General features: G+C 64.2%; 17 protein-coding genes and 1 pseudogene. 13 read left to right on the top strand and 5 right to left on the bottom strand.

All coding sequences use genetic code 11. The features are described 5' to 3' along the window. Positions 1–56 precede the first annotated feature (56 nt). The 8 genes from AC3EC3_RS18855 (at position 57) to AC3EC3_RS18820 (ending at position 6,583) form a co-directional block, all read left to right on the top strand. A complete protein-coding gene (locus AC3EC3_RS18855) occupies positions 57–1,481 on the top strand; it encodes an aldehyde dehydrogenase family protein (protein ID WP_488491122.1) in 1,425 nt (474 codons plus the stop codon). Positions 1,482–1,602: 121 nt separating this feature from the next. Then, positions 1,603–2,676, top strand: a complete 1,074-nt coding sequence (locus AC3EC3_RS18850) for a Rieske 2Fe-2S domain-containing protein (RefSeq protein WP_488491121.1) — start codon at positions 1,603–1,605, stop codon at positions 2,674–2,676. A gap of 155 nt (positions 2,677–2,831) precedes the next feature. Beyond that, positions 2,832–3,407 (top strand): NifU family protein, encoded by a 576-nt coding sequence (locus tag AC3EC3_RS18845; RefSeq protein ID WP_488491120.1) that lies wholly within the window; start codon positions 2,832–2,834, stop codon positions 3,405–3,407. A 7-nt stretch (positions 3,408–3,414) separates the two neighbouring features. Beyond that, positions 3,415–4,095 carry a tRNA (adenosine(37)-N6)-threonylcarbamoyltransferase complex dimerization subunit type 1 TsaB gene (gene tsaB / locus AC3EC3_RS18840; protein ID WP_488491119.1) on the top strand — a complete coding sequence of 227 codons (681 nt, stop codon included), beginning with the start codon at positions 3,415–3,417 and terminating at the stop codon, positions 4,093–4,095. Further along, positions 4,092–4,550, top strand: coding sequence for a GNAT family N-acetyltransferase (locus AC3EC3_RS18835; protein ID WP_488491118.1), 459 nt, complete (start codon positions 4,092–4,094; stop codon positions 4,548–4,550). Before tsaB ends, AC3EC3_RS18835 begins: the two co-directional genes overlap by 4 nt. A gap of 177 nt (positions 4,551–4,727) precedes the next feature. Continuing rightward, positions 4,728–5,171 carry a Ros/MucR family transcriptional regulator gene (locus AC3EC3_RS18830; protein WP_488491117.1) on the top strand — a complete coding sequence of 148 codons (444 nt, stop codon included), beginning with the start codon at positions 4,728–4,730 and terminating at the stop codon, positions 5,169–5,171. Positions 5,172–5,382: 211 nt separating this feature from the next. Continuing rightward, positions 5,383–5,820, top strand: a complete 438-nt coding sequence (locus AC3EC3_RS18825) for a Fur family transcriptional regulator (RefSeq protein ID WP_260928306.1) — start codon at positions 5,383–5,385, stop codon at positions 5,818–5,820. Positions 5,821–5,824: 4 nt separating this feature from the next. Then, a complete protein-coding gene (locus tag AC3EC3_RS18820) occupies positions 5,825–6,583 on the top strand; it encodes a lysophospholipid acyltransferase family protein (protein ID WP_488491116.1) in 759 nt (252 codons plus the stop codon). Positions 6,584–6,607: 24 nt separating this feature from the next. On the opposite strand, the gene AC3EC3_RS18815 is transcribed toward AC3EC3_RS18820, so the two are convergent. Beyond that, positions 6,608–7,276: a hypothetical protein gene (locus AC3EC3_RS18815; RefSeq protein WP_488491115.1), complete on the bottom strand. Its 669-nt coding sequence runs from the start codon at positions 7,274–7,276 to the stop codon at positions 6,608–6,610. Between the two features lie 69 nt (positions 7,277–7,345). Between AC3EC3_RS18815 and ispH the strand changes: the two genes are divergently transcribed. The 4 genes from ispH to AC3EC3_RS18795 all read left to right on the top strand — a co-directional run bounded on the left by ispH (position 7,346) and on the right by AC3EC3_RS18795 (position 11,040). After that, positions 7,346–8,344 (top strand): 4-hydroxy-3-methylbut-2-enyl diphosphate reductase, encoded by a 999-nt coding sequence (ispH, locus tag AC3EC3_RS18810; protein WP_488491114.1) that lies wholly within the window; start codon positions 7,346–7,348, stop codon positions 8,342–8,344. 6 nt (positions 8,345–8,350) lie between these two features. Further along, positions 8,351–9,337, top strand: coding sequence for a homoserine kinase (gene thrB, locus AC3EC3_RS18805; protein WP_488491113.1), 987 nt, complete (start codon positions 8,351–8,353; stop codon positions 9,335–9,337). After that, positions 9,334–9,777, top strand: a complete 444-nt coding sequence (gene rnhA, locus AC3EC3_RS18800) for a ribonuclease HI (RefSeq protein ID WP_488491112.1) — start codon at positions 9,334–9,336, stop codon at positions 9,775–9,777. Before thrB ends, rnhA begins: the two co-directional genes overlap by 4 nt. Before the next feature lie 135 nt (positions 9,778–9,912). After that, a complete protein-coding gene (locus AC3EC3_RS18795; protein WP_488491111.1) occupies positions 9,913–11,040 on the top strand; it encodes an FUSC family protein in 1,128 nt (375 codons plus the stop codon). Positions 11,041–11,062: 22 nt separating this feature from the next. Here the strand turns inward: AC3EC3_RS18795 and AC3EC3_RS18790 are convergent, their stop codons facing one another. The 4 genes and pseudogenes from AC3EC3_RS18790 to AC3EC3_RS18775 form a co-directional block, all read right to left on the bottom strand. Next, positions 11,063–11,245, bottom strand: coding sequence for a YegP family protein (locus AC3EC3_RS18790; protein ID WP_260929453.1), 183 nt, complete (start codon positions 11,243–11,245; stop codon positions 11,063–11,065). Between the two features lie 100 nt (positions 11,246–11,345). Continuing rightward, positions 11,346–11,500, bottom strand: a pseudogene (locus AC3EC3_RS18785) (IS630 family transposase); the annotation flags it as partial. Between the two features lie 174 nt (positions 11,501–11,674). After that, complete coding sequence (locus AC3EC3_RS18780) at positions 11,675–12,865, bottom strand: MFS transporter (RefSeq protein WP_488491110.1); 1,191 nt, start codon at positions 12,863–12,865, stop codon at positions 11,675–11,677. A gap of 13 nt (positions 12,866–12,878) precedes the next feature. After that, complete coding sequence (locus AC3EC3_RS18775; RefSeq protein WP_488491109.1) at positions 12,879–13,913, bottom strand: aldo/keto reductase; 1,035 nt, start codon at positions 13,911–13,913, stop codon at positions 12,879–12,881. An 88-nt stretch (positions 13,914–14,001) separates the two neighbouring features. Here AC3EC3_RS18775 and AC3EC3_RS18770 point away from each other — a divergent pair, with 88 nt between their 5' ends. Beyond that, on the top strand, positions 14,002–14,907 hold the full coding sequence (locus AC3EC3_RS18770; protein WP_488491108.1) for a LysR family transcriptional regulator: 906 nt from the start codon (positions 14,002–14,004) through the stop codon (positions 14,905–14,907). Positions 14,908–15,289 lie beyond the last annotated feature (382 nt).

Genomic DNA, 15,289 nt, shown 5'->3' with positions numbered 1-15,289 from the left:
ATTTACCAAGGGAAAGCCACTGGCCGATTCCACGCAATCCGGGCTAGGGACGTCGCATGAAATACGCCCCCCACATGCTTCTGATCGACGGCCAACTGGTCGACGGCGCCAGCGATTTCCCTGTCATCAACCCCGCCACCGGGGCACCCTTCGCGAAAGCCCCGCGCGCCGACGAGGCGCAGGCCGCGGTCGCAGTGGCCGCTGCTCGTCGGGCCTTTCCGGGCTGGGCAGCGCTGGGTTTCGGCGAGCGCCGTCGCCGTCTGGAAGCACTCGCCGATGGGCTGGAGGCGGATCTGGAGACAATGGCTCGCCTGCTGACGCACGAACAGGGCAAACCTCTGGGCGAGGCACGACAGGAAGTTTTCTTCACCATTGCCGCGCTGCGTCACTTCGCCGCGATGGTGCTGGAACCACGCGTGCTGCGTGACACCGCGCAGGAACGCATCGTCGAGCAGCGCTATCCGCTGGGGGTCGTCGCGGCGATCACGCCATGGAACTACCCGCTGCTGCTGCTCATGGTGAAGCTGGCGCCCGCGCTCATCACCGGCAACGCGGTGATCGCCAAGCCCGCCCCGAGCACTCCCCTCACCACGCTGCTGCTGGGCGAAATCGCCGCCGATATCCTTCCCCCCGGCGTGTTCCAGACGCTGGTCGACCGGAACGACCTTGGCGCCTGGCTGAGTCGTCACCCGGATGTCGCACATGTCAGCTTCACCGGCTCCACCCCAACCGGCAAGAAAGTGCTGGCCAGCGCGGCCGACACACTCAAGCGCTTCACCCTCGAACTGGGGGGCAATGACGCTGCGCTGATCCTCGACGATGCCGACGTGACCAAAGTTGCGCCGCGCATCTTCGCCGGTGCGACCGCCAATGCCGGGCAGATCTGCCTCGCAATCAAGCGCGTCTATGCGCCCCGCGCGATGATGGACGCCCTGTGCGAAGAACTTGCGCGGCTGGCAGGCGAGGCCGTGGTCGGCGACGGCATGGAACAGGGCACCACCATCGGCCCGATCCAGAACCGCGCGCAATACGAAAAGGTGCTCGGTTTCATCGAAGAAGCCCGCACACAGGGCACGCTTGTCGCGGGCGGCGCGCCCGTCGACGGCGTTGCCGAAACAGGCGGCTACTTCATCGCACCGACGATCCTGCGCGACCTGCCGGACGACGCGCGCATCGTGCGCGAGGAACAGTTCGGCCCGGTACTGCCAGTGCTGGCCTATGACGATCTCGATCAGGCCATCGCGCGGATCAACGACAGCGATTATGGCCTCGGAGCCAGCATCTGGACCCGCGACGCAGCGCGCGGTACAGAGCTGGCAGCGCGGATCGAAAGCGGCACGGTATGGGTGAACAAGCATCTGGAGCTGCCCTTCGACGTACCCTTCGGCGGCGCCAAGCAGTCCGGCATCGGCCGCCAGCAGGGGATCGAGGGGCTGGAGGACTTCACACAGGCCCGCATCGTCAACGTGGCGCTCGGGTGATAGTGCTCTGAACAGAAGGGCGCTCTATTTTTTGCAATGAGACGATACATTCATTGCGTTTGATAGAGCGGCCTGCACTTGCGACAAGGCTGGAACGATATTCCCCAACGGATATAGCTCCATGGCCACTGCCCCCGTTCTCGACACCACACCGGACACCCGGCACCCACCCTTGCCGCACGGCTGCACCTTCGATGCCGAGGACTGGTATGTGCTCGCGCGGTTTTGGTATCCGGTCGCGCTGGTTCGCGGGGTGGCAGAGAAGCCGGTGGGCACCAGACTGCTCGATCAGCCGCTGGTGATCTATCGTTCGGGCGGCGAGGTGGTAGTCGCCACCGATGTCTGCCCGCATCGCGGGGTGCCGCTCAGCATGGGCACGCAGGCGGGCGACACGGTCGTCTGCCCCTATCACGGCCTGCGCTTCGGTGCAGGCGGCAAGTGCGTTCACGTCCCCGCCCATCCCGCACGCGACATTCCTGCCCGACTCAACTTGCGCACGTTTCCCGCCTTCGAGCGCTATGGGCTTATCTGGACCTGTCTCGCCCCCGTGGGAGAGGCGCCGTCACCGGGCGACATTCCCGACATGCCGCACTGGGACGAGGAAGGCTTCCAGCAGATCACCTGCCCTTCCACCGACATCGGCGGATTTGCCGGGCGCCAGCTCGAAGGATTCCTCGACGTCGCGCACTTTGCCTTCGTCCATACCGAGACTTTCGCCGACCCCGACAATGCCGAAGTGCCCACCTATTCGCCCCGGCGCACCGATCATGGCTTCGAGGCCGAGTACTGGAGCAGCGTCGGCAACTATCCGATCGGGGTTTCGCAGCGTGGCGTCCCCGGCTTCCAGTGGCTGCGCCATTTCCGCTGTCACCTGCCGTTCACCGCGACGCTGGAAATCCACTTCCCCGGCAGCGACCGGCTGGTCATCATGAATGCCGCCTCGCCGGTATCCGCCCGCATGACCCGCCTGTTCGCACCGATCGCGCGCAATTTCGATACCGACCTGCCGGTGCAGGACGTCTACGACTTCAACCAGCGCATCTTCGACGAGGACAAGATCATCGTCGAGGCACAGATGCCCGAATGGCTCCCGCTCGACCCCGGCGATGAAGGACATATCCCCGCCGACATGAGTTCGATGACCTACAGGCGCGGGCTCAAGGCCCTCGGCCTCAAGCGTTTCTTTGGATATTGAAATCTGCAAAGGGCCTGTCTGGAAATCCACGCAAAGCGAAGTTCCAGACAGACATTGCGCTTTTCACGGCCGTTACTGTCCGCTGTATCAGTTCGCGATACTGTTCGTCGCACGCCGCATCTTGACCCGGCGCGGGATCGTCCTATCTCGCGCCTATGTATATCGAGACCGAAACCACGCCGAATCCCGCCACGCTGAAATTCCTGCCCGGCCAGCAGGTGATGCCGGCCGGCACGCGCGAGTTCCTCGACCCTGAAGACGCTGCTGCCTCGCCGCTGGCCGAAGCGCTGTTCGAGCTTGGCGATGTGATCGGTGTATTCTTCGGCCAGTCGTTCATCGCGGTGACGGCAGCCCCCGGTGTCGAGTGGAGCGGCCTCAAGCCGCAGGTGGTCTCGATCCTGCTCGACCATTTCGTCTCGCAGGCACCGCTGTTCGCAGGCGGCGACGCCTCGGGTTTCTCGGTCCCGGCCGAGGACGAGGACTTTGGCGATGACCCCGCCGATGCCGATATCGTCGCACAGATCCGCGACCTGATCGAGACGCGCGTGCGCCCGGCCGTGGCCAACGATGGCGGGGACATCACCTATCGCGGGTTTCGTGAAGGGATCGTCTATCTCTCGATGCAGGGTGCCTGCTCCGGCTGCCCCTCGTCGAGCGCGACGCTCAAGCACGGCATCGAGAGCCTGCTGAAGCATTACGTCCCCGAAGTCACCGAGGTCCGCGCTGCCTGACGTGAGCGTGACTGGAACCTCCTGCGCGCGAGCTTTTCCGGCGCAGCGCACGCTGGTGATCGACAGTGCGACCGAAGCCTGTTCGGTCGCACTTCTTGACGAAGACGGCACCCTGCTCGCGGGCGACTGGCGAATGCTGGGACGCGGCCATGCCGAGAGCCTCGTGCCCATGATCGCGGCGCTGCCCGACAATGGGCGTGCGGATCGCATTGCGGTCGCACTTGGCCCCGGCAGCTTCACCGGGGTACGCGTCGGGCTTGCCGCAGCCCGCGCGCTGGCGCTGGCATGGAAGGCCCAGATTGTGGGCTATTCCACGCTCGACATGATCGCCGCCATCGCTGCGGACACCCGCCCCGGCTTGCCGCTTGTGGTCGCCACGACCGGCGGCCACGGCGAATGGTTCGTCCAGACCTATGATACCGAAGGCGCAATAGACGCCCCGCTTGCCTCGCTGCGCCCGGAACAGGCGGTCGAAGCCTGCACACAGCCGCTGATTGCCGGCAGCCAGGCGCAAGCTCTGCTCGCCAGACGCGCGCCTGCAACCGGCGAGGCGCTAGCCCTCTGGCCCGATGCCAGACGCTTTGCGCTACTCTCGCCCATGGCCCTGACAAGGGATATCACGCCGATTTACGGCCGCGCACCGGATGCGCTTCTGCCCGGCGGGATAAAACCCGCAAGCGTCGCGTGATCGACGACGTCGATCGGATCATGGCGGTCATGCAGGCCGCCTTCGACCCGCTCTACGGCGAGGCCTGGAACCGACGGCAAGTGGAAGATTCGCTGTCGCTCGGCCATTGCCATTTCGGGGTTATCGGTGCCGAAGGTCTACCCTGCGCCGGAGATGTTCCCGCTGCCGGCTTCTTCATGTCGCGCAATGCCTTTGACGAGGAAGAACTGCTGCTGCTTGCAGTAAAACCCGAATTTCGACGTTATGGGCTGGGGCGTAAGCTCCTGGATACATTACGTCGGGATGCCGGCGCGCGCGGCGCACAGCGTCTGCTGCTGGAAATGCGTCGAGGAAACCCCGCAGAAGCACTGTATGCGGCCTTCGGTTTCTACAAGATCGGCGAACGCCCAAATTATTACCGCACATCGGAAGGTGACAGACTGGATGCCATTACCTTCGCATGTGACATTTCCTGAGTGCCCCTGCGTAACACTGTCGACCGTCAATTCTTGTCGCACTGCAATGCACAGTATCATTTTTGACTAATACATGTTGATACTTGCACAATTGCGACAAATGGTTCAATGGTGAAACCACAACGCCGATGAAGCGTTGAGTCATCCTGCACAGACAGGTCGCCAAAGGACAGACAAATGGACATCATTCAGAACGACATGAGCGAAACGCTCATCACCCTGACGTCGGATATCGTCGCCGCGCATGTCAGCAACAATTCGGTTTCGGTCGATGACCTTCCCTCGCTGATCTCCAACGTCTACGGCGCCCTCGCCGGCCTTGGCACGACTGTCACGGTCGAAGAAGAAAAGCCTGAGCCCGCCGTTTCGGTACGCGCCTCGGTCAAGCCCGACTACATCGTCTGCCTGGAAGACGGCAAGAAGCTCAAGATGCTCAAGCGCCACCTGATGACGCACTACAACATGACCCCGGAAGAGTATCGCGTGCGCTGGAACCTGCCCGCAGACTATCCGATGGTCGCCCCCAACTATGCCGAGAAGCGCCGTGAACTGGCCAAGAAGATCGGCCTGGGCCGCAAGCCCAACGTGCGTCGCGGTCGCAAGCCCAAGACTGCCGCCTGATAGATCGCCCGACCGGGGGCAGGCGATCATCGCCTCTCCCCGGCCGACTCTGTTAACGCCTGACAGCCGTCCTGCCAGCCTCTGCCGTCACCGGCACCCATGACACCGGATACCCACTGCGAACCGCCCGCAAGAGGCGATGGACAGTTGAGATCGACGACAGACGCTCCTAAGTAGATGCGACTGCCATTCTCAAATACAGGTCCCCCCAGTGAACCAACCGATCGATCTTGAAGCCCTCTGCGCCGAACGCGGACTTCGCATCACCGAACAGCGCCGCGTGATCGCTCGGGTTCTCTCGGAGAGCACCGACCATCCCGACGTCGAGAAACTGCACGAGCGCGCCATGGCGCTCGATCCCGGCATCTCGATCGCCACGGTCTATCGCACCGTGCGCCTGTTCGAGGAAGCGGGCATCCTTGATCGTCACGATTTCGGCGACGGCCGAGCCCGCTACGAAGCGGCGCCCGAGGCGCATCACGATCACATGATCGACGTCGAAAGCGGCGCCGTCATCGAATTCGTCGACCCCGAACTCGAACAGCTCCAGCGCGATATCGCCGAAAAGCTGGGCTTCCGTCTCGTTGATCACCGCATGGAGCTGTACGGCGTGCGGCTCGACCGCGAGGATGCAGACAAGCGCAAATGATCGGATGAAGGATACTGTTCCGGCGGCCGTGCCCTGGCGGGGGTGGCCGCTGGTAATCTTGCGCATTGCCGCGCTCGGCGCCCTGCTACCCATTGGTGTCGTCGCCTACTATATCGCAACACCCCTCCCCCGCCGCAATCCGGTGCCGCGCGCGTTTCTCGCCAGCGTCGGCGCGATCTGCGGGCTGCGCATCGAAGTGTTCGGCCAGGAAGTCTCCGGCCCACGGGTACTGCTGGCGAATCACGTCAGCTGGCTGGATATCCTGGCTTTGGCACGCACCAGTGGCGCGGCTTTTGTCGCACATGACGGGCTTGCCGACTTCCGCCCCTTGCGCAAGCTGTGCGAAATGAACCGGACGGTCTTCGTGGCCCGGCACGAACGCGCCGGTGTCGCCGGACAGGTCGCGCAGATCCGCAGCGCCATCGCCCGGAATGAAGCCCTCGCCATCTTTCCCGAAGGCACGACCAGCGCGATGCTGCTGCCTTTCAAGTCCTCGCTGCTCTCGGCACTGGAAGGCGATGCATGCGCGGAAACCGCGATCCAGCCGGTATGCCTCGATTACGAGGGCGATCTGGCCAAAGTTGCATGGACCGGCACCGAATCGGGCCTTCGCAATGCGCTACGCATACTCGCGCGCTGGCGGCCGGTGCGCCTGACGGTGCATTTCCTGGAGCCTCTGGACGAAATGCAGCGCAAATCCCGCAAGACTATGGCCTTCACCACCCAAAGCGCCATCGCCGGGACGATTGCCCGATTACGATAGCGCTCCGAGCCGTGCTCGCTGCGATCAGCGGGTAACGTTGTAGGCCAGCTGGTCGTTGTTGAGCTGGAAGCCCAGCAGAACCTCGAAGGTCGCAGTGGCGACAGCCGCTTTCACCTTGGGGTCGGTCAGCGGATCGACCGCCGCGTCGGCATCGCCTGCCTTGCGCTTTTCGGTGATCTTGGCGCGAATGTCCTCAGGCAGCGTAGCAGCCGCGCGATCGACATAAGCCGTGCCCTGCCCCGTCGCGGTAGCGCGAGCGGCACCGTCGGCGAAGTTGAGCGTCACCTGACCAACGCGCTTGGACACGACTGACGTGCCTCCCTGCAGAACCGAGAAATAATACGGCAGCGTCACCTGGCGGGCGCCGTGCGTGTCGCGACGGATCGCCTCGACCTTGAACGTTACCTGCGAATTGACCTTCGGCGTCACCGAAGCCTCGTCGCAAGCTGAGCGCACGTCGGTCATCGTGGCGACCAGATCGAGGTTCGATTCGGTCTTGGGGCCTGCCGGATCGCGGAACAGCGTCATGTCGCCGGTATAGTCGGGAATGCCGACAGCCGGGCAGTGGCTGCGCACAGCGGTGATGCCCACGCCCGAATCCACCACGATTTCGCCCTTCTTCGCGCAGCCGCTCAGCAGCGTCGCCGTGGCGGCGGTGGTCATGGCAATGGCAGTCAGGCGCCGTGCATTCATCGTCAGATCCTCAAGGTTCGCTTGTGCTTGCCCTAGCGGCGCGCGCGCCAAAGCGCTAGAGGCGCATTCATGAACGCGTCCTTTCCGACTTCGAACCCGGTTTCGACCGACACGGCGGCCACAGACACAGCGAAGACACCGCTGCGGCTGATGATCGCCGCCCCGCGCGGTTTCTGCGCCGGTGTGGACCGAGCCATCGAGATCGTCGAACGCGCGATCGATCGCTACGGCGCGCCGGTCTACGTCCGCCACGAGATCGTCCACAACAAGTACGTGGTCGACAGCCTGAAGGCCAAGGGCGCGATCTTCGTCGAGGAACTGGACGAAGTGCCCGATGGCGTGCCGGTGATCTTCAGCGCCCACGGCGTGCCCAAGTCGGTGCCTGCCGCCGCCACCGAGCGCGGCCTCGAATGGCTCGACGCCACTTGCCCGCTGGTCAGCAAGGTCCACCGCCAGGCCGAGCGCCAGGTCGAGGCCGGGCGCCACATCCTGTTCATCGGCCATGGCGGACACCCCGAAGTGATCGGCACCTTCGGACAGGTGCCCGAAGGCGGCATGACGCTGGTGGAAACCGTGGCCGATGTCGCCAAGCTGGACTTTCCGGCGGACGCGCAGCTTTCCTACCTTTCGCAGACCACGCTCTCGGTCGACGACACCGCCGATATCATCGCCGCGATCCGCGAGCGCTTCCCCGAAGTGCGCGTGCCCAAGGCCGAGGATATCTGCTACGCCACCTCGAACCGGCAGGCCGCCGTCAAGCAGATCGCGCCCGAATGCGATCTGGTGCTGGTGATCGGCTCACCCAAGAGCTCCAACTCGCTGCGCCTTGTCGAAGTGGCGGAGCGTTCGGGCTCGGTCGGGCGGATGATCCAGCGCGCCAGCGAGATCGAGCCGGAATGGCTCGACGGCGTGGCGACCGTTGGTGTCACGGCGGGCGCCTCAGCGCCGGAGGAACTGGTCAACGAAGTGCTCGCCCGCCTGCGCGAACTGCGCGCGGTCGAGGCCGAGGAGATCGTCACCGCGCAGGAACGGATGACCTTCAAGCTGCCGCGCCAGCTGACGGAGTAATTCAGCATGGCCGTCTATACCCGCCTCGGCGCCGAAGACCTCGGCGCGCTGATCGAGCGTTTCGCCGTCGGCACGCTGACCTCCGCCAAGGGCATTGCCGAGGGCGTCTCGAACTCCAACTGGCTGATCGAGACCGATGACGCAGGCACCTCGCGCCGCTTCATCCTGACCGTCTACGAAAGCCGGACCGACACCGCCGAGCTGCCGTTCTTCCTCGACCTGCTCGATCACCTCGCCGCCGCAGGGTGCCCGGTGCCGCGCACGATCCATGATCGCAAGGGCGCCAGCCACTTGTGGATCGAGGCACCAGATGGCAGAAAACCGCTGGCGCTGATCGAGTTCCTCCCCGGCGTCTCGGTCAGCGAGCCGACGCCCGAACAGGCCCGCGCAGTCGGCGGCGCGCTGGCGCAGCTGCACCTTGCCGCCGCCAGTTTCGAAGGCGCGCGCGTCAACACGCTCGGCCCGATGGCATGGCGCGAACTGCTCGACGCCTGCACCCGGCAGGGACTCGATTCGATAGACCCCGATCTCGGCGCGCTGGTCGCTCGCGAACTGGTAGCGCTCGAACGCGGCTGGCCCGAGCATCTGCCACGCGGCATCATCCATGCCGACCTGTTCCCCGACAATGTGCTGATGCTGGGCGATACCGTTACCGGCCTGATCGACTTCTACTTCGCCTGCACCGACCTCCTCGCCTACGATGTGGTCGTGACGCACGCGGCGTGGTGCTTCAGCAACGACGGGCGCGAGTTCTTCCCTGCGCTCTCCGCCGCGCTGATCGAGGGTTACGAGGCAGTGCGTCCGCTCTCGGCCGAGGAGCGCGCGGCGCTGCCGCTGCTGGCGCAGGGGGCCGCGCTGCGCTTCCTGTCGACCCGCGCCTATGACTGGCTCAACACGCCCGCCGACGCGCTGGTGACGCCCAAAGACCCGATGGCCTTCGCGCGCCGTCTGGAATTCTACGCCGATCCCGACAACGCAGGGGTCTTCGCATGAAGAAGATCGACATCTTCACCGACGGCGCCTGCAAGGGCAACCCCGGCCCCGGCGGCTGGGGCGTGCTGCTGCGGATGGGCGAGCACGAGAAGGAAATGTCCGGCGGAGAGGCGGACACCACCAACAACCGCATGGAAATGACTGCGACGATCAAGGCGCTCAACGCCCTGACCGAGCCCTGCGATGTGACGCTTCACACCGACAGCAAATACGTGATCGACGGCATCACCAAGTGGGTCCACGGCTGGAAGAAGAAGGGCTGGGTCAATGCCAGCAAGCAGCCGGTGCGCAATGCCGACCTGTGGCACGACCTGATCGAGGCCGCAGGGCGCCACAAGGTCGACTGGCAATGGGTGCGCGGCCATAACGGCCACGTCGAGAACGAGCGCGTCGACAAGCTGGCCAGCGACGCCGCGCTGGCGGCCGCCAAGAAAGGCTGAGGCCCCAGCGGTTCGTCGCTATGTTGCAGATGCAACATAGATCATGCTGCATCTGCGAAAAGGCCAATTTGAGTTGCACTGTTTGCAACTTGCGCAATCTTTAAACGCGCACGCGCCATCGCCATAGGCTTAGCGATGCAAGACACGCTGCGACTCAGACTTGTGCGCGAAATCCGCTCGCTGGCCACGCCCGGTCCGCGCATGGCCGACGAACTGGCCTGCGTGGCTTCAGTGCTGCTCGCGGTTCTGCTGGCGCACTGGGCGGGTGCGCGGATGGTGTCATGGGCAGCCCTTTCGGCGCTGATCCTGCTCAAGAGCGACACCGCCGAGACGCTGCGTCGCGGCGTGATGCGCATGGTCGGCACGCTGATCGGCGCAGGGCTCGCGCTCGTGCTGGTGCCGCTGGCCGCGCAATCGGTGCTGATCGCGTGCCTCAGCGCGGGCGTGATCGGCGGCGTCGGCCTCTATGGCATGCTGACGGGGCGGCGCGCCTATGCCTGGTTCCTGTTCGGCCTGACCTTCGAGATCATCCTGCTCGACAAGCTTTCGCACCCCGCGCTCGATACCATCGAGTTTGCCCGGACGCGGCTTGTCGAGGTCGGCGCGGGGACCGTGGCCTGCACCGTGGTCAGCCTGATCGCCGCGTTCCTCCAGGGCAACGAATGGCTGAAGAACCGCAAGCCGCGCCCCGACCGGATGCGCTGGAACCCCACCGCCGCGCGCCACGCCGCGCAGACCGGCATCGCGCTCGCGCTGCTGCCCGCGATCTATGCCTTCACCAAGATGCCCGAACTGACGCAGGCGGCGATCACCATCATGGCGGTGATGATCGTGCCGGTTGCCGGCATCGGCCAGAGCGGGTTGATCCCGGTCAGCCGCCGCCTCTACCAGCGCGCGATCGGCTGCATCGCGGGCGGCGCGGTTTCGGCTGCGGTGATCCTGCTGGCAGGCGGTTCTCTCGTGGTGCTGGTTGCTGGACTGAGCATCGGCATCGTCGTAGGTCGTCACATCGAGAACGGCGACAACAAGATCAACTATGTAGGCCTGCAATTCTCGATCGCCGTGCTGACCGCGCTGGCGCCCGACGATTACACTCACGTCGACATGCAGACCGCTGCCTGGCGCCTGCTCGGCATCTTTGCGGGCATGGCCCTGCTAGAGCCGGTCCTGCTAGGGTGGCACTTCATAGTTCCCCGCCAAAAACGCTTCTGGCAGCAACGCGGCGAGGATGAGACGTCGGACTCCCTCGCCGCCGCAGCCTGACCGGCAAGAAGGCAGGAACGCCTTAGCCGGTTGTGGTATCGACCACTTCGGCACCGGGGCCGTTCTTGAGGATGGACTCGATCGCGTTCTTCGCCGAGGCCTTGCTCGAATAGCCTTCGGTCCAGAAGATGGTCTCGGCGTTATAGCAGAAATAGGCGACGAACTCGCCAGCCTTGTTCTTGCGGATCTCGAAACGGTGCGCCACGAAATGCCTCTCTCGCTTGTTAAAGCCAGGTTGGAGGATGATCCTGTGCGCGCCACCGTTCAAGCACGAACTTAGGGTATGTCCCTAGAGCGGATTTCGATCAGTCTGGATCATATCCGCAAGAGCTGAAATAATTAGCGTATTGGGCGGGTTTGCAGATGTCGGCGAGCTTGCCGATAAGGCTCCACAGACCGCAGACCGTTCGCTCGCCGATTTTCCCGAGCAACGCCTTGGGTGGGAGAAGGCGCGTTCGATCGCATGATCAGTCTTTCTTTGCGTGTCATGCCCCGGTGTATGAAAAACCGGAGAGCTCCCCTGCCGAGACGATCAGGCCGGGTTCGCCCGCTCTGCCCGCAGTTCTCCCAGTGAAATGCCTTCCGCGCCTCCCGAACGGAAAGATCCCCCCAGCGCTTTGCAGCATACCTTTGCTCAACTCATTTCATTGCAAAGCTCTTCAGTAAGCCCAACACGGTTTGACGATGCCTTTCGAGAGGTCATCAGCACAGCGAGCAAACCAACTCCCGATGCTGCTGCTCCAGCAATTGCAACAAAAGGCAAGCTCAGCCCCGCCGCGATCACGCCGCCACCCAGCGCCGCGCCGATCGCATTGCCGAGGTTGAAGGCGCCGATGTTCATCGAGGATGCCAGGTTCGGCGCATCTGCGGCGGCACTCATCACACGCACCTGCAGCGGCGGCACCAGTGCGAAGCTGGCGATGCCCCACAGGAAGATCAGCACGGCCGTCGGCCCCGCGTAAGGCATGGCAAAGGCGAAGGCGACGAGAATCGCCGTCAGCGCGGCCAGCGTCACGATCAGGGTTCTGTCGACCGAACGGTCTGCAAAGCGACCGCCCAGCCAGTTACCGATGGTCAGCCCCACCCCGTAGACCACGAGCATTGCCGTCACGTAACCGATCGAGCCATGGGTCTGCTCACGCAGGATCGGGGTGATATAGGTGAATACGGTGAACATCGCGCTTGCGCCAACCACGGTCAGACCCAGTGCCCCCAGCACCGGCCCGCGCACCAGCACCCGAAGTTCGGAGCGGGCATCGCCATCCGTCGGTGCGGGCATATCCGGCAGGGTCAGGCGCAGCGCCGCAATGGTCAGCAGGCCGAGTGCGGAAATACCCCAGAACGCCGCGCGCCACCCCATGACTTCGCCAGCCCAGGTCGCCAGCGGCACACCGACCACATTGGCGATCGTCAGCCCCATGAACATGGCAGCCACCGCGCCGGCCTGCCGCTGCGGCGGGACCAGACTGGCCGCAACGATCGACCCCACGCCGAAGAACGCGCCATGGTTCAGCGACGTGACGATCCGCGCGAACAGCAGCATGCCATAGCTTCCGGAAAGCGCCGCAATCAGGTTGCCCGCTGTGAATATCGCGGCAAGCGCGATCAGCAGGGTTCGGCGCGGAAGCCGCCCGGTGGTCAGCGTCATCAGAGGCGCGCCCAGCATTACGCCGATGGCATAGGCGCTGATCAGCAAACCGGCTGACGGGATAGAGACGCCAAGGCCGGTGGCGATGACGGGCAACAGACCCATCGGAGCGAATTCGGTGACGCCGATGCCGAAAGCACCAGCCGCCAGCGCGAGAAGTGGTGGATTGATCTTCATGATGGTCCTCCCGTCAGACGAGCGGCGGGTTCAGGCGGGCGAAGCCGTCCTGTTGATGATAGGGGGCATTGGGGTAGGCAGGCATCTGGTAGCTCGCCCGATCAAGCCGGGCAACCTGCTCGGCGGTGAGAGCCCAGCCCACGGCACCAAGGTTCTGACGCAGCTGCTCCTCATTCCGCGCACCGATAATAACCGATGACACGGTCGGCCGTTGCAGCAGCCAGTTGAGCGCGATTTGCGGAACCGTCTTGCCGGTTTCCGCCGCGATCTCGTCCAGCGCATCGACCACGCGGTACAGATGCTCGTCTTCCACCGGCGGTGCGAAGGCGGCGGTCTGGTGAAGACGACTGCCTGCCGGGATCGGGCTGCTGCGGCGGATCTTGCCGGTGAGGCGTCCCCAGCCGAGCGGACTCCACGCCAGCGCGCCCACCCCCTGATCTGCGGCGAGCGGCATCAGGTCTGCCTCGTAGGCGCGGCCGATCAGCGAGTAATAAACCTGATGAGCCACGAAACGCGGCCAGCCATGACGGTCCGCCGTGCCCAGCGCCTTCATCAGCTGCCAGCCGGGATAGTTGGAAACGCCGACATGGCGCAACTTGCCGGCCCGGACGAGTTCGTCCAGCGTCGCCAGCAACTCCTCCACCGGGGTCGAAGCATCGAAAGCGTGGAGTTGCAGCAGGTCGATATAGTCGGTGCCGAGACGCTCCAGCGCGGCTTCTACGCCGCGGATCAACCGGCTGCGCGAGACGCCCCAGTCGCCCGGGCCGTCCCCGGTAGGCAGGCCGAGCTTGGTGGAGATCAGCACCGCGTCGCGTCGCCCCTTGATCGCCGCGCCCAGCACCTCTTCCGACGCCCCGCCCGAATAGACATCGGCGGTGTCGAACAGGGTTATGCCGGCATCGAGACAGATATCGACCAGCCGGCGCGCTTCCTGTGCGTCGCTATTGCCCCAGGCCCCGAACAGGGGGCCGGAACCACCGAACGTGCCGGTGCCGAAACTCAGCGCCGGAACCCGCAGGCCCGATGCGCCCAATTGCCGGTATTCCATCGTAATCCCTTTTCATTCCGTGAAGGGCGCATAAATGGAATGGAAGGCACCCTGCTTTTAGGGGGCCGAGAGGCGAAAGATCTTTGCATTGGATGAAAAGATACCTTTCCATGCCGACCGGGCACGGGCGCTGGAAACCTTCGTGGCCGTGGTCTCCGAAGGTAGCTTCTCCGCCGCCGGACGCTTGCTGGGCCTCACCCCCTCGGCGGTCAGCCGCGCGGTGGACCGGATCGAGGATCGGCTCGGGGTTCGCCTGCTGCTCCGCTCCACCCGTGCGCTGACGTTGACGGCAGAAGGACATGCCTATCTCGGCAGCGCCCGGCGAATCCTTGCCGACCTCGACGAAGCGGAACAGTCTATCGCCGATCGCGGCGCCCCGCGCGGACGCCTGCGGGTAAGCGCGGCCCATTCCCATGGGCGGCTGTGCATCGTACCGCTGCTTGGCGAGTTTGCGCGGCTCTATCCGCATATCGTGGTCGATATCAGCCTGAGCGACCGGCTAGCCGATATCGCCGCCGGTCAGGCGGATGTCGCGATCCGCTTCGGGCCGCTTGCCGACAGCCCCCTGACAGCCCGCAAGCTGGGCGAAAACGGCCGCGTCATCGTTGCCTCGCCAGCCTATCTGCGCCGTCACGGCACCCCGGCAATGCCAGAGGATCTGCACGATCACAATTGCCTGAATTTCAATTTCCGCCGGGCCGGGCCTGTCTGGCCATTTCGTAAGGATGGACGCAATTATGCGCTGAGCGTCCGGGGCACACTCGAGGCCAATAACGGCGAAACGCTAGGCCAACTCGCCGCCGATGGTGTTGGCATTACCCGCGTCGGTCGCTTCAGTGTCCAGCCTGAACTGGCATCAGGCCAGTTGGTGGCAATACTCGAAGACTATAATCCAGGCGATATCGAGACAATACATGCGGTCTTTCTCGGCGGGGCAAACGTACCCGCGCGAGTCCGGGTCTTCGTGGACTTCCTCGCAGAACGCCTCGTCTAGGGTCAGAACCCATTACTCACACCGTCGAGGCGCCCGAATGGCGAACATATCGGGCCAAATCGCCCGCCGGGAAGGCTTGTTGCCTTTCCAAGGGCGGTTTGGTTCGAGATGGAAGCCATTAGGGCGTCTCGCAGAGATTTGACCAAAATGGCCCGGCACTTCGTCGGGAAGTCTTGAAATATCGGCATATTCCTGCGCCTTCCCTTCTCGTGCTGAGCCATTTTGCTTCAGACCTCGACGGTGTGAGTAATGGGTCCTGACCCTAGCACTACTTTGGCAGAATTGTGATTCATGGGGAGCCAGCTTTGACGGAGGCTGGCGATGGATGATGACTGGCAGGCAGATCTTGAGCGGTGGCTCGCGCCGTATCTGGAAGGTCTGG

This window comes from Novosphingobium sp. BAM6, from assembly GCF_057784955.1.
Note: the sequence above shows the minus strand (reverse complement) of the source record. Positions and strands in the feature narration are given on the sequence as shown.

Bases quoted from the DNA above. Each gene is read 5' to 3' on its own strand.
- AC3EC3_RS18845 (WP_488491120.1), top strand. From the start codon at position 2,832: ATGTATATCGAGACCGAAACCACGCCGAATCCCGCCACGCTGAAATTC.
- thrB (WP_488491113.1), top strand. From the start codon at position 8,351: ATGGCCGTCTATACCCGCCTCGGCGCCGAAGACCTCGGCGCGCTGATC.
- rnhA (WP_488491112.1), top strand. From the start codon at position 9,334: ATGAAGAAGATCGACATCTTCACCGACGGCGCCTGCAAGGGCAACCCC.
- AC3EC3_RS18775 (WP_488491109.1), bottom strand. From the start codon at position 13,913: ATGGAATACCGGCAATTGGGCGCATCGGGCCTGCGGGTTCCGGCGCTG.
- AC3EC3_RS18820 (WP_488491116.1), top strand. From the start codon at position 5,825: ATGAAGGATACTGTTCCGGCGGCCGTGCCCTGGCGGGGGTGGCCGCTG.
- AC3EC3_RS18855 (WP_488491122.1), top strand. From the start codon at position 57: ATGAAATACGCCCCCCACATGCTTCTGATCGACGGCCAACTGGTCGAC.
- AC3EC3_RS18850 (WP_488491121.1), top strand. From the start codon at position 1,603: ATGGCCACTGCCCCCGTTCTCGACACCACACCGGACACCCGGCACCCA.
- AC3EC3_RS18780 (WP_488491110.1), bottom strand. From the start codon at position 12,865: ATGAAGATCAATCCACCACTTCTCGCGCTGGCGGCTGGTGCTTTCGGC.
- AC3EC3_RS18830 (WP_488491117.1), top strand. From the start codon at position 4,728: ATGGACATCATTCAGAACGACATGAGCGAAACGCTCATCACCCTGACG.
- ispH (WP_488491114.1), top strand. From the start codon at position 7,346: ATGAACGCGTCCTTTCCGACTTCGAACCCGGTTTCGACCGACACGGCG.
- AC3EC3_RS18795 (WP_488491111.1), top strand. From the start codon at position 9,913: ATGCAAGACACGCTGCGACTCAGACTTGTGCGCGAAATCCGCTCGCTG.
- AC3EC3_RS18815 (WP_488491115.1), bottom strand. From the start codon at position 7,276: ATGAATGCACGGCGCCTGACTGCCATTGCCATGACCACCGCCGCCACG.